Below are 15,177 nucleotides of genomic sequence, written 5' to 3'. Positions count from 1 at the left end.
GAGTATGAGAATTATATTGAAGTTTTTATTGCGAAATATTTTTAGAAAAAAATTACGAACATTACTTATTCTATTTTCAATTACGTTATCAACAGCACTAGTTTTTTCTACATTAGCTATTTCAGATACAGTAAAGAATTTTATTGTTGATGATTTAAGAAAATATACTGGTTCATCAGAAATCATCATACAAAAAGACATGCAATCATTAAGTAATCCTTTTTTTGAAATGCAAGAAGTAGAAGATAACCAGATTGAGTATATGGTAGGATGTGTAAAAGGTTCTGCTGTTTATCCTTTAGATGATGAATTGCAAATTTACATTGCTGGTTATGAGTTAGAAGATTTAGAAAAGATGTTTGAGATATCATTTGAAGAAAGAGAGAGTAATTCTTTTACTGGGGATCAAGTGATTATTGGTAGAGGAGAAGCAACTGAACTAGGAGTTAACGTTGGAGATACGATTCAGCTAATGATTAACAAAGAAGTAAAGGACTTTACTATCTATGGAATAACAAAGCCTCAAGGATTATTTAATTATAATGGTCAACAATTAACGATCATTTTACCAAGAGATACTCTTGCTTCTTTTTATGATGCATCTACAAAGATAAATACTGTATATGTAAAAACAACAAGTAGCGAGAATGTCAATGAAGTAATTGATAAATTAAATGAAGTCTTTAAAGATGATTTTATTGTTAAAACAACGATAACAATGGAAGAAATCGATGAAAATGTTAGAAGCTTAACTACTGCCTTTTCATTTATGTTAATTTTAGTTATATTAATTAGTATCTTTATTATATATACATCCTTTAAAGTTATTACGATGGAAAGATTACCGATGGTAGGTACTTTTAGAAGCATCGGTGCTACTAAAAAAACAACAAATTTAATTTTGTTAGGAGAAAGTATTATTTATGGAACAATCGGTGGACTGTTTGGTTGTATACTAGGATTTGGTATATTGAATTTCATGATGAATACGATGGCCTATAATCCATATACTGGCGTAACCGTACAAGGAGAGATGATATATAGTCTCAATCAGTTATTATTCGCATTTATATTCTCAATTGTGCTATCATTTGTTAGTTCTTTAATCCCTATAGCCAAGGTGAGTAATATGCCATTAAGAAATATTGTTTTAAACAATATTCGTAAAGTAGTTAAAAGAAGAAACTATAAAGGAATTATTGGATTCATTTTATTAGTTACCCCTTTAGTTATATTAAACGTTTCAAATCAAATATCAGAAAGTGTTGCTTTATTAAGTTTTATTTCAATAACAATATCAATTATTATGCTTGTTCCATTTATTTCAGCGTTTTTTGTTTTTCTATTTGGAAAAACAAGTCATTATTTATTTAAGAATGAAGGGATCATCGCTTGTAAAAACTTAAGAAGAAACAAAAATATAATCAATAATATTACGCTACTTACCGTAGGTATAGCTAGTTTGTTGATGATTAATACCGTAAGTCACAGTATTTTAAATGAGATAGTTAATGTATTTGATGATGCTAAATTTGAAGTCCATGTGATTCATCCAAAAGCTGATCAAACTATCATAAATCGTTTAGAATCTATTCCAGGGATTGAATCGGATGATGTTGGTAAAAACTACTCGGTTTATAATGTTAAATTAACAGAAAAAAATGATTATGTTAATTATGTGTGGGGAATAAATCCGGATGAGTATTTTAAGTTTTGGGATGTTGAATTTATACAGGACAAAGAGGAGTTACTAAATCAGTTAGGTGAAGATAGATTTGTTATTCCATCGCTTGTTTTAAAACAAAAATTTAACTTACAAGTTGGAGATACGATTACCTTAAATTTGAAAAACGGTTCTTTTTCATATGAAATTATCGGTTTTGCACAAATATTGTTGAATAATGGTGATTTTATCTATGTACATGAGAATTATTTAAAGCAAGATGCAGGATTGAATTATTATTCTGATATAATGATTAAAACAAAAAATCCTAAGGATATAGAAAATCGAATTAAAAAAGAGTTTGAATCAGAGCGGATTCGTGTATCACTACTAGATGATGCTGAACAAGAAAATAAGGATTCAAATAGAAGAACCTTTGTTTTGTTGTCAGGATTTTCAGTTATTACTTTGATTATCGGTATATTTGGTGTATTTAATAACCTAATAGTAAGTTTACTAAGTAGAAAAAGAAGTTTAGCAATCTATCGCTCAGTTGGTATGAGCAAGAAACAGGTTATGAAAATGTTGATGATTGAATCTTTAGGTAGTGGAATGATTGCTGGTATAACTGGACTATGTGCTGGAATATTATATATTTATATTTCATCCTATATTATGGAAGTCTTTATGTTACCAATTCAAATGGATTATTCAATAGAATTGCTTGTATTTGCTTTTCTAGGTGGAATCTTAGTATCAATTCTCTCAGCGATAATTCCTTCAATTAAATCATCAAAATTAAATATAATAGAAGCTATCAAATATGAATAGAGGTGTGAAAATGGAAAATATCTTAGAGATTAAAAATTTATATAAAAGTTTTAAAATGGGTGAATCGAATATAGAGGTGCTTAAAGGTATAGATTTAACGATAAAAAAAGGTGAGTTTGTATCCATCATGGGACCTTCTGGGTCTGGGAAAAGTACATTATTGTATTTAATGGGTGGATTAGATTATCCGACAAAAGGACAAATAACCATTAATAATAAACAATTATCGATTATGAAAGATAAAGAACAAAGTATATTAAGAAGAAGAGATATAGGATTTGTTTTTCAATTTTATAATTTAATCCCTAACTTAAATGTTGAAGATAATATTATGTTACCTCTACTATTAGATGGTGAAAATATTAAAAAACACAAAGATAAATTAGAAGAAATTCTAGATATTGTTGGATTGTCAGAGCGTAAAAAGTTTACACCTAGAGAATTATCAGGTGGACAACAACAAAGGGTCGCAATTGCAAGGGCATTAATCAATGATCCAGAAATCATCCTAGCTGATGAACCAACAGGTAATTTAGATAGTAAAACTGGTACAGAGATTCTTGAATTATTTAAGAAAATAAATCAAATAAAAAATAAAACAATTGTCCAAGTAACCCATTCTAATGAAGCAGCACAGTATGGAAATCGTATCATTCATGTTAAAGATGGAAAAGTATGGGATTAATTTTAATTATCCATATTTAGTGTCTTATATCAACTTCAGCTGGAGTGATGAATAATTTGCCACTTTGGTAAAGTATATTAAATGAGGTAATGTTAATGTTTAATAAATTAATTAAATTAAACACTGAACCCTATACAAAGGAGTTTATTTATGTTATAGTTCGTGATTTTTTTCAAGTATTCTTGGTAGTTGTAGTTTTATTTGTATTTACAAAATTATCTGATTTTAATTTAAATATATTATTTTATCCTGTTCCTTTTGTTTTTATTTTATTAGAAATATTGACAAATAGATTGGGTATTATAATATTAATAGATAATTTAAAAAATAAACAGATTAAGAAAAAATTAAATATTAAAAATATCTCTCTTGAAAGTCCTTTTAATTCTAGAGGAGAAGTTAGTATAGTTACAAAATTATATGATAAAAAGCAAAATATACACAGGTATAAAATTATTTGTTATGATAATGATAATGTGAAATATAAATTAAAAATGGCTATGTCCGATTCCAGAGCAAGAGCATTACATGATCTGATTGATTATACTGACAAGGAGTTAGAAATTCAATATTTAAAATATTCTAAGATAATTTTTTCAATAAAATATGATATTGAAAATAATTATTTAAATGATAAAGAAAAAAAACGAGTTATAAATCTTATAGGAAAAGTTAATAGATCATCATAATAAAAAATGGTATTTCTAATGTTGAAGATAATACTATGTTACATCTACTTTTAGATGGTGAAAATAGTAAAAAACATAAAAATAGATTGGAAGTAATTCTAGATATTGTTGGATTGTCAGAAAATAAAAAATTTACAAATAGAGAATTATGAGGTGAACAACAACAAAGGGTAGCAATCGCAAGAGCGTAAATCAATGACCCAGAAATCATCTTTGCTGATGAGCCTACAGGTAATTTAAGTAGTACAACAGGAACAGAGATTCTTGAATTATTTAAGGAAATAAATTTAAAAAAATAAAACAATTTTCCAAGTAACCTATTCTAATGAAGCAGCACAGTATGGAAATCGAATCATTCTTGTGAAAGATAGAAAAATATCGAATTAATTATTATTATTCATAGTTAGTTCATTATTTCTTAGACGGTGATCGTGTATTACGTGAAACAAGTAAATGTATGACTAACAAGGAAGCGAAAAGCGCTGCTAATAAAATAGGTTATAAAGAAACATATTATACTTCACATGGTAAAAAGGTTTTTTATAATTAGAAAACAGGTATTTATATAGCTCCAGATGTTTCTTATGATCAAGCTCAAAAATTAGGATGGGACCCCCGATAAAATGAGGTGTTAAGTATGATTAATTTTTTATATTACTATATATTGCCTATAAGTTTTATACTTGCAGCTACTTTCTTAATAAGTAAAAATAATAATTTAAAGATTTTTGCAATAAGAAATTTAATAGTAACATGTTTACTAATATTAACAATTGTCGAAGTGAAAACTTATTCTCTTAGATATATCAAATATTTGTATTATACTTTTATATTCTACGTAATTATTTGTTATTTATTGTCTTTTTCCCAAAAATTGTTTTACTTTATAAATAATGCATTTAAAATAAGGATATATACAATATTTATTATTTTCATTCTTATACTTTTGACATTAAGTAACATATACTACAACATTCATTTAACAAGCGTATTTGAGGAAATGGATAAGTATATTAATTTAGCCATTATCGCTATTTTATGTATATCATTAGGAATCAAGGATAAATTTGAAAGCGAAAATATTTATGAGGGAGTTATTATAAAATCAAAACAAATTATTGATGAATATAATATACTTAAAAAAACTAATAATTTGAAATTAATAAAACATATTATAGTTATAATTATATGTTCGGTTTTATTTATCTCTATTGTCTTTATAAATTCTAGTTTTGTATTTTATAGTGTAAATTTAGTTATTTATATTTTGATAGCATATTTAAATTCATTTAATTATGAATTATACCTGTTTAATGATAAGATAAAATTTATTATTAAAGACAATCAAGATTATGTAGAAAAAACATCTATTACTTGATATAATGCATGAATTAAAACATTTACGGTATGTATTCATGTACTAATTCTTTTGAAAAAATGATAACTTTTTCTTGTTGAGTATAGAAGTATGGACATAAAGAGTTTAACTTATCAGAAAAGTCCATTTAGTAACTAGTCTATACTACACCCTATTTATCTCATTTACGCGTAATACTAGTAATACTGAGGTCTTAACACATCTTGTTTGTGGAAACATATTATTAAAAATAACAAATACTGTATCAACATGGTAAAGTAATCCAAAAAAATGTATCAACTTGGTAATGACGACACATATTGATTATACCAACATGATGCAATAAAAACACCAATTATTTATATATATTTAGGTTAAAATGTACATATTTTCATAAAAAAAAGGTAATCAGACTTCCTTAAAAGAGAATTTGAAGGGAATCATGATTGAGACTGCTGAAAAAGTCTCTATATGTAGTCTTAATAAAAGGAAGATTAACTCTTCCTTTTTTTATACTCATTATTCAGTTAATATGATAAAAATGGTATAATAGAGATAGAAAAATTGTAGAAAATTGATGAATATATGCTACCTAAAAAAGAACTAGTACTAAGTCCATACAGTGAACTTTATGACATATTAATACCGAAGGATCATTTCTTAAGAAAATTTAATGATCTAGTTGATTTTAATTTTATATATGATGAATTAAAAGATATGTATACTGAGGCATTTGGCGCTACTGCTAAGTGCCCTATTATGATGTTTAAATTACTGTTACTAAAAGTCATGTATCCTATGTCAGATCGTGACTTAATTGAACGAGCTACATTTGATATGTCATATAAATACTTTTTAGATGTTGCTCCTGAGGATAAAATCGTTCACCCAACTAGTTTAACAAAATTTAGAAGATTACGACTAAAGGATTCATCGTTGTTAGATAAATTAATTCAAAAGACAGTTGAAATAGCCCTAGAACATGGGGTTATCAAATCTAATCAGGTTATTGTTGATTCCACACATACAAGTAGTATATACAATCCTAAATCACCAATTGAAATATTAACGGAGCAGTCAAAACAATTACGAAAGACTGTATACAAACAAAATGGAACATATAAAGATAAAATGCCAGAGAAGCCAACTACTAACGATATATATGATCATATTAAATACTGTAACAAGTTAGTGGAGTTGGTAAAAAAAGATGCGAAATTATATATTAAAGAAGATGTAAGACATAAAACACATTTACTAGAAGAAATCATAAATGATGATATTGAAAAACTAAAGTCAACAGTTGAAAAAGATGCGAAAGTAGGACATAAAAGTGCTGATACATCCTTTTTTGGATATAAGACCCATATTGCGATGGTACCTGAACGTATAATAACCTCTGCAGTAGTTACTACGGGTGACCAACCTGATGGGAAACAAGCAAAAAAGTTAGTAGAAAAATCGGTTGAAAACGGAATTGATGTCAAGGTATTTATAGGAGATGGTGCGTACTCAGAAAAAGAAATGATTGAGTATGCAAAAGAGAAAAAATTTAGTTTAGTTTCAAAGTTAAGTAAAACAGTATCTGAAGGTAATAAACGTACATCAGGAATCTTTCATTATAATAAAGACGCTCAACGTTTTGTTTGTACAGCCGGTCATATGGCTATAAAAACAGCACTACATGGCAAGAAGAAACATGCTAAAGATGGAACAGTATTAAGAGAGACACACTTTTTTGATGTTGAGAAATGTAAGATATGTGAATTTAAAGATGGGTGTTATAAACTTGGAGCCGCAAGTAAGAGTTATACAGTCACGTTAAAGAAAGATCAAGTTCACGAGGAACATCAACGCTACCAAGAAACGGATGAATTCAAGGAACTTGCGAAAAGCAGATATATGATAGAAGCAAAAAACGCAGAATTAAAGAACCGTCATGGTTTTGACAAATCACATTCCCATGACCTTTTAGGCATGGAAATACAAACTGCAACTACATTTTTTGTAGTTAATATGAAACGAATGATAAACCTGATAGGCTAGAAATATTTGATTTCATTTGTATTTACTGATATTCGAGTAGAAAAAAGTTAGAAAATGAATAAAATCATTTCCTAACTTTTTGATTTTAATATAACTTTTGAAAAACACTTATATTTTCAGCAGTCTCATCATGATTACCTATTTTTTTTTTATTATAGTTACTTTGGGGTGTGTCGTAAATTTTGGGGGTATCTTAAAGGGTGTGTTGAACTTACTAAAAAAATATAATCTTATGCTTGGAAGTGAATGTAGTTTTTCTAATTTGATAGTCTACTTCACCAGCAAGGATTCCTGGTTGATCTAGATTAATATCTTTAAAATCATGATTCTTTCCAATCACAAAGATGATATTGTATCTACTCTTTACAATTACTTTTGAAAAGAGTTCTTTGAAAGGAAATTCATCAACTGTTTTGATTTTTGATTTGTATGGGTTCAGTAGAATCTTTGTTTTTTGTATAAATGACTTAACATTATATTTTGTTAGAAGATCATTTTCAAGATTAACCTTTTGAATTTGTTTATCTCGAATCTTATTTTTAAGTTCATTTATTACAGTTATCGAAAATTCATCATCTAGTTTTTCAATTGCTTTAAATCGGGCTTCTAAGGCCTCTAATTCGCTTCGTGTTCGCTTAAGTTCTTCCTTAGCATTAATTACTGGATGGTCGTTTTCTAAAGTGTCTTTAAGGGTTGTAAGGAAAAACTCTTTATTTGTTAGTATCAAATTTACTTGATTTACTATTTGTTTATCAACTGTGTCACAAAAGAGTGTTTCTGCTGCACAAGTGTGTTTACATTTGTTTGATTTACAAACAAGTTGTCTTTTGGCCCAAGGTTTTCCTACATTGTTTACTTTGAAGTGATAATTTTTACCACAGTGTGGGCAGTAGAAGAGTTCACTGTATATGGACCTCACATTAAACTTTTCTTTTAATGACTTATTCTCATCTTTTAGATATTTTTGGATTCTTGCAAGCCTAATTTCTTGTGCTTTATCGAATTGTTCTTGAGTTATAATAGCTGGATGTGAGTTTTGAACTATATATTTAGGTAGGATTTTGTTATTTTTGATATACCTTTTTGATTTAAAGGATGGTCTTATAGTTTTTTGGAGAATGGCATTTCCAGTATATTTTTCGTTCTTCAATATTTGAAATATCGCTCCTCTATACCACTTATCTATTCCAAGGGTTGTTTTAATATTGTGTGATTCTAACCAGTCCATGATTTTGGGAATAGAACACCCTGATGTGTACATATTAAAAATTTGCTTAATTGAGTTAGCTTCTTCTTTGTTTATTATTAAATTACCATTTTCATCATGATCATATCCCATAAAACGTTTAGTTACAATATAGAACTTACCCTCCTTGAATTGTTTTCTAATATTCCATTTTATATTCTCACTAACATTTCTAGCTTCCTCTTCAGCCATACCAGAAAATATACTAATGACAAATTCAATCTTTGGATCAAAAGAAGAAATATTTTCATTTTCAAACCATACTTCTGTTCCCCATGATTTTAACTCTTGTAAGATGGATAGGCAGTCAACTGTATTTCTTGCAAAGCGGGAGATTGATTTAGTGATAATTAAGTCAATCATATGATTTCTCGCAACTTCAATCATTAGTTTAAATTGACTTCTTGCTTCTAGGTTTGTCCCACTCTTACCTTCATCTGCGTAAACTCCAATAAAGTTCCAATTAGGGTTATCTAAGATGTACTGGGTGTAAGTTTGAACTTGTGTATTAAAACTTAACTGAGCCACATCTTTTGAAGTAGATACTCTAGCATAAGCACAGACATTCTTTTTCTTCTTAGATGATGTTAATTTCTCAATATCAATTATTTCTCTAATCTCCATTAATCTCATCTCCAAACTCTATCACTTTGTATTTGATGTTTCGTTTAGTTTTAGAATCTGTATAAGTGGATTCATATATTGAATCGTAGTTTTTTAATTTATCAATTGAGTTAATAAATGTTTCATTGTCGTATTTTACTTTGCTGATGCAAAAAATCACCTCTTCATTTGAAATAGAGAATTATATAATGAGGAATTAAGAAATGAAAACACGAATTATTTTATATTAGATACCCATAGTGCAGGTACTACTGTAGCTGAGGATTTTAAAGTTTATTTTTGGGAACGCAATAAGTTTAACAAGGTCAAAGAAAATGATTTATTTATATACAGGAGACCTTTAAGATCATCTGAAATTAATGGCCAGTTCTATTTCTTTGGAGCAGGTAAAATAGATAAAATTAAATCTGTTTCTGGATATGTTGTTAATGGTATTATTGCAAAGCCTTATAGTTTTAGGGAGTACATATTACAAAGTGACTTAGATGATTTTAAATGGGAGTTTAAGAAGAAAGAATCTAACTTTGCTAATTTTTTTAATCAGTATGGGATGAATCGAATAACTAAAAATGATTTTATAAACCTTTTGGAGTTACAACAAAATGGTTACCAACTTGAATCAGATGAAGTTCGTAAATTAGAAATAGAATTATATAACAAACAACAAAAAGGAAACTATGCTGTTGAGGATCAAATTGGAAGCACTAAAATTCGTGGTGCTGGACAGAAAATATTCGCAAACCAAGTAAAAACTAACTATGGATTTCAATGTGCTATAACTGGTATTAAAACAAAAGATTTTTTAGTAGCTTCACATATAATCCCATGGTCTATTGATAAAGAGAATAGATTAAATCCCAAAAATGGTATATGCCTATCTACATTAGTTGATAAAGCATTTGACAAAGGATATATTACTATTTCAAATAATGGCCAAGTTATAATTTCAGAAGCAGCAAATAAAGATCAGAATCTATATGAATTATTATTACCATATCAAGATGTAAAGATAAAGGTTAAAAAAGAATTTTTTCCGAATGAAGATTTCTTAAAGTGGCATCGAGAAAATTTATTTAAACAATAGAAATCAAGTTTTATTGCCTCAAACTGAAATTAAAATGGAAGAGGTAATTAATGAATTTATGGAGTTACCAATGAAGATAATGCAGAGTATATTTTTGAAAGGTTACCTATTTATTAGAAAAACAAAAAATACCAAATTTTGTAAATTTATTATTTACAATAAAATCAAATTATGTTATAAATTGTATATGCACTTTAATAATTTATGAAAGTACAGTTTAATACTATTATTTCTTTATTGTAAAGTGTAAGAGAAAAAGGGGGAATTATTATGACAAAATTTAAAAAGCGTTTTTTGCTCGTTCTTACTATTATGGTTTTTAGCTTTCTTTTAACTAGTATTACAAAAGTAAAAGCATCCGAAATAGTATCTGGACTAACTGTCAACCGAGCTATAGGTTATTCTGTTAACGCTGTTACGTCAGATTATGCTGATCCAATAAAAATAAAAACCGGATCACCTATTCTTGAACCAAGTTTTTTGCAAAGTCTTTTTGATGAAGGAAGAGTTATTCGTACTGACTTAGCTATGGATACACCAGTTAACACTACTTTCACTTCACGTTCTTTTACTGGTATATCCACTCAAGTCTCGGCATCATATAATACATCATTGGAACTACCGTTTGTATATGATATATTTGCTGTAAGACTGTCTGCTGGATTTTCAGCTGATTTTAGTTATGAATTCTCAAATTATAGTAATAAATTTTACTATTTAAAAAATTTTAGAACGAAGACTCATAAGTTGGATTTACCAGATTATTCCTCTAATTTATCCGAATACCAATCAAATTTACATCCTAATTTCACAGCTACTTTGGATTTATTAGAAGCAGGTAAGATCGAATATAAAGATTTCTTTGATACATACGGAACCCATTTTATCGCAAGTGCTATTTATGGTGCAGAACTAGATATCATGTATAGTCTTTGTACAAATGAAACTGTGATTACAAAATCCCTAGAGGATAGTATACGGGCTAAAGTAGATGCTGGTATTTTAGGACTAGGAGATGCAAATGCATCAGTAGATGTTTCTACAAAAGTTGAAGAAATGTTTACAGGTATAGATTATAAAGATGCATTTTCTGCTAGATCAAGAGGTGGTGCTCATCCATTTGGATATATATCAGAAGCAGATTTTAGCTCTAGCTATTTAAATTGGAATAATTCTATAACATCAGAGAATGCTGGATTGATCGAATATGGTGAAGATGGGTTAATTGAGATTAAGAAATTAATTCCACAAACATATACTAATATACATGGAAAAATTTTAGACGAATTTAATAATTATGCTAAAACTTATAATAAGGGTATTTCTTCTGATTTCAAATTTGATGAAAGTTTTTATCCAGATGTCTTTGTACCTAAAGTTGATACAATTGAATTCGAAAATAATTGGGGTATTTTAATTAGAGACAAAGCCGATACTGTACATGATACTGGTTTTAATGGATTTGAAAATGATGTTGATACTGTTAATGTAGCTGATAAATTTGATGTAAATTTCTCAGTTATGAAAAATTTGGGTTATAAGTATGTTACCGTTCAAATAAGGTTTGATTGTAGAGAGATTCATCCTGGTTATCAACAAGTCTTCTTATATAGCAAATCGACTGAAAACCTTGCTTATCAGTTATATATGGACGAGTTTGAACATGGTGGTAATGGTTCAGCAAACACAACTTGGAAAGAGCGCATACATACAACTCCGAAGATTGATATAAACAAATTTGTAGATCCCACAAATTTCTATATTAGGTGGGATGCTCATGGTCAGAATGATGACGATTGGAGAAATGATGATGTTTATATTAAGCTAACATTTTCAAAAAAATAGGTAATTTTATAAAGTTCAAACATGAATATTGTATCAAAGTATTAATTAATCAAAAAATCATAAGAAATTTATTATCTAAACTGCTTTTTGCCTAGTGCTTAAAGCAGTTTTACATAATTGTATCTATATTATCAATTTCTTATAAGTTATGATATGATGTCAAGTTATTGGACTATAAAACTTTAATAATCTTAAAATTTATGGTATATTCAAGTAAAGAACTAAGAATGGTAATAATAAAAGTTGGGAGGAAGACATTATAAATGATAGAAGTTAAGAATTTGACAAAAATATACAACTTTCAAAAAAACACTGAAGTTATTGCATTAAATGATATAAGTCTGAATTTTGAAAGTACTGGATTGATTTTCATAGTGGGTAAATCTGGAAGTGGTAAATCAACATTACTTAACTTATTAGGTGGTTTAGACAATTATGATAGTGGTGAAATTAAAGTAAGAGGTAAATCAACTAAAGATTTTAATCAAAATGATTTTGATTCTTATCGTAATACATACATGGGATTTATTTTTCAAGAGTATAATCTATTGGATGAACTTACCGTTGAGAAAAATATCGCAATAGCACTTGAACTTAAAGGTATTAGAGCTGATTCTATCTCAATTAATAACCTTTTGAAGCAAGTGGACTTGGAAGGGTATGGTGAAAGAACTCCGTGTGAATTGTCTACTGGCCAGAAGCAAAGAGTGGCCATAGCAAGAGCTTTGATTAAATCGCCAGATGTTATTTTAGCAGATGAACCAACAGGGGCCTTAGATTCTAAGACAGGAAGGAATTTGATAAAATTATTAAAAATGTTATCAAATGAAAAACTTATAATAGTAGTAACCCATGATAGAAATCTAGCTGAGGAGTATGGTGATAGAATTATTGAATTATCAGATGGAGAAATTATCGATGATATAAAAAAACAACATTGTAATAATACAGATACATTATTTAATAAAATAGACTCCGCGAAAATTGAGATAGTGAAGCCTAAGTTATCTTTTAAAATTTCTATAATTATGGGGTTGCGAAGTTTAAAAAGAAAAAGAATAAGACTATTTAGTACAATATTATTAGCAGCATTTGCATTTATATTATTTGGGTTCACAGATTCAACAATGTATAAAAAATCGGAAATGACATTGAATTCATTATATGACTCAAATGCTGACTATATTTCATTCATGAAATCACAGTATATTTTAAATGGTAACAAAGAAGTACGACATATAGAATCTAGTCTTTCTGAAGAAGATATTTTAAAACTTGAGCATAAATTTCCTAATTATATATTTACATCTGTTTTTAAACAATATAACGATTCAATTAATAGTTATCTTTATTATGATGATGCAGATGGAATAAAGAATTATTACTTCAATAAAAAAATAAATGGTACCATTGAAATCACGAACGATTTAATGGAGCGTTATAACCTTAAACTTCTATCTGGTAGATTACCTAAAGAAGACAATGAAATTTTAATAACTAAATATACATATATGAACTTTGAAAAGTACGAATATAATAATAATGATATAAAGGTTGAAGTTGTTAACCTTGATGATATGATTGGAAAGTCAATTTCTTTAAATGGCAAAGAATTTAAGATTACAGGTGTAATTGATACAAATTTTAATGAAGATAGATATCAGGTATTACTTAGTAATAAACCTTCAGAACTTTTATATGATTCATTAAAAAAAGAAATTGAAGTATATTTAAGATCTGGACTTCATAGTTTGATTTATGTAAAAGAAGGTTATTATAATAATGTCTTGAATCCAAAATATACAGGGATTATTGAAGAGGGTGGTAAACTTCAATTTTATAAACCAGAAGATGATTCTATTGCCGGTGTATATGGTGCGAGTGGTTTAGTCTCAAATATAATAAATGATTCAAGTAATATATTATGGAAAGATGGGATTGTAAGAAATGAGTTAGCTGAAAATGAAATAATAATCCCAATTCATTCGATACCAAAGGATATAGCTATTGGATCCATTCAACCATTAGACGAATTACTACCAACAACTACTGAAGAACTAATTACCGAATTTGCTAACCAGCATTTCTCTGAAATTGAAGATGAGTTTAATTATTATGGTTACTATAACTATACAGCTGATGACTATGCAAAATATATTATTACTCATTCTCAAAACGAATATCATGAGGAATTTGATAGAGACTATTTTAAAGAAACTGCCTTGGACAAATTATTAAATGAAGTATATCTCAAAGCATTTGAATCGATAAAGTTTTTAGCTAGAGATTTTATAGTTAATTATGAAGAAAACGTAACAGTAGTGGGCTTTTATGGACCTTATGAAACAAATTATAATGCCTATCCAATTATTGTTTCAAATAATATATTTATTGATTTTCTAGAATCTAGTCAAGGGGACTATAAGTTTGTTTTAACAAAACTATCTCAAAATGCAAAAGAAGATATAGAGTTGATTAACTTTAATAACAAAATCGAAAATAACATACAGTACAATATAGTTAATGAGGTTACTACGATTATAAACTATATTGATTCTTGGTTAGACGATATTTCATCGTTATCATTTTATGCTGGAATCGTGGTAGCTTTATTTGCCTCTGTACTACTATTTAACTTTATTTCAGTAAGTATTACTAATAGAAAAAAAGAAATAGGAATCTTACGTGCTTTAGGAGCTACAAGCAAAAATGTATTTATTATTTTTTTATGTGAAAGCTTAATTATTGCCACAACAATTTTTATACTAGCTTTTATTGGTTCATTCTCTATTAGTAAGTACTTTAATTATTATTTACGTAATAAATATAATCTTTTAATTACTTTAACATCATTTGGATTAAGACAAACAGGATTACTGTTTGGCATTAGTATTTCTGTTGCCTTAATATCAACATATATTCCCATTAAAAGATTTTCAAGTAAAAAACCGATTGATGTTATTAAAATAAACAATTAAATTAAAATAAAATATTTTCTGTGTAGACGTTAATATTTATAGATTCACGACACCCCGGTTTTGTTGCAAAAAAACAACATAATAATGTAATTTCAAAAATAGATATTAAGATGTCTTTGATTGAATTAT

At 27.8% G+C, this 15,177-nt stretch carries 9 protein-coding genes; 8 read left to right on the top strand and 1 reads right to left on the bottom strand.

The annotated features are described in order from the left end of the window. The first annotated feature begins 4 nt into the window (after positions 1-4). The 5 genes from KHQ81_11675 (at position 5) to KHQ81_11655 (ending at position 7,271) form a co-directional block, all read left to right on the top strand. Positions 5-2,494: an ABC transporter permease gene (locus KHQ81_11675; GenBank protein ID QVK17502.1), complete on the top strand. Its 2,490-nt coding sequence runs from the start codon at positions 5-7 to the stop codon at positions 2,492-2,494. A 10-nt stretch (positions 2,495-2,504) separates the two neighbouring features. Then, the gene (locus KHQ81_11670; protein QVK17501.1) at positions 2,505-3,179 is read left to right on the top strand and encodes an ABC transporter ATP-binding protein; all 675 of its coding nucleotides are present in this window, start codon (positions 2,505-2,507) and stop codon (positions 3,177-3,179) included. 95 nt (positions 3,180-3,274) lie between these two features. Beyond that, on the top strand, positions 3,275-3,868 hold the full coding sequence (locus tag KHQ81_11665) for a hypothetical protein (GenBank protein ID QVK17500.1): 594 nt from the start codon (positions 3,275-3,277) through the stop codon (positions 3,866-3,868). A gap of 1,000 nt (positions 3,869-4,868) precedes the next feature. Continuing rightward, on the top strand, positions 4,869-5,246 hold the full coding sequence (locus KHQ81_11660; GenBank protein ID QVK17499.1) for a hypothetical protein: 378 nt from the start codon (positions 4,869-4,871) through the stop codon (positions 5,244-5,246). Between the two features lie 564 nt (positions 5,247-5,810). After that, positions 5,811-7,271, top strand: a complete 1,461-nt coding sequence (locus KHQ81_11655) for an IS1182 family transposase (protein QVK17498.1) — start codon at positions 5,811-5,813, stop codon at positions 7,269-7,271. Positions 7,272-7,485: 214 nt separating this feature from the next. On the opposite strand, the gene KHQ81_11650 is transcribed toward KHQ81_11655, so the two are convergent. After that, on the bottom strand, positions 7,486-9,141 hold the full coding sequence (locus KHQ81_11650; GenBank protein ID QVK17497.1) for a recombinase family protein: 1,656 nt from the start codon (positions 9,139-9,141) through the stop codon (positions 7,486-7,488). Positions 9,142-9,364: 223 nt separating this feature from the next. On the opposite strand from KHQ81_11650, the gene KHQ81_11645 reads away from it, so the two are divergent. From KHQ81_11645 to KHQ81_11635, 3 genes are all read left to right on the top strand, one after another. Further along, entirely contained in the window at positions 9,365-10,225 is an 861-nt protein-coding gene (locus KHQ81_11645) for an HNH endonuclease (GenBank protein QVK19627.1), read from the top strand. Between the two features lie 312 nt (positions 10,226-10,537). Next, positions 10,538-12,070 carry a hypothetical protein gene (locus KHQ81_11640; GenBank protein ID QVK17496.1) on the top strand — a complete coding sequence of 511 codons (1,533 nt, stop codon included), beginning with the start codon at positions 10,538-10,540 and terminating at the stop codon, positions 12,068-12,070. Positions 12,071-12,333: 263 nt separating this feature from the next. Beyond that, positions 12,334-15,048: an ABC transporter ATP-binding protein/permease gene (locus KHQ81_11635; GenBank protein ID QVK17495.1), complete on the top strand. Its 2,715-nt coding sequence runs from the start codon at positions 12,334-12,336 to the stop codon at positions 15,046-15,048. Positions 15,049-15,177 lie beyond the last annotated feature (129 nt).

It is taken from the genome of Mycoplasmatota bacterium (assembly GCA_018394295.1).
Taxonomy (GTDB): domain Bacteria; phylum Bacillota_I; class Bacilli_A; order Haloplasmatales; family Haloplasmataceae; genus JAENYC01.
The sequence above is the reverse complement of the archived record's forward strand: the minus strand, read 5'-3'. Positions and strand labels throughout refer to the sequence as shown.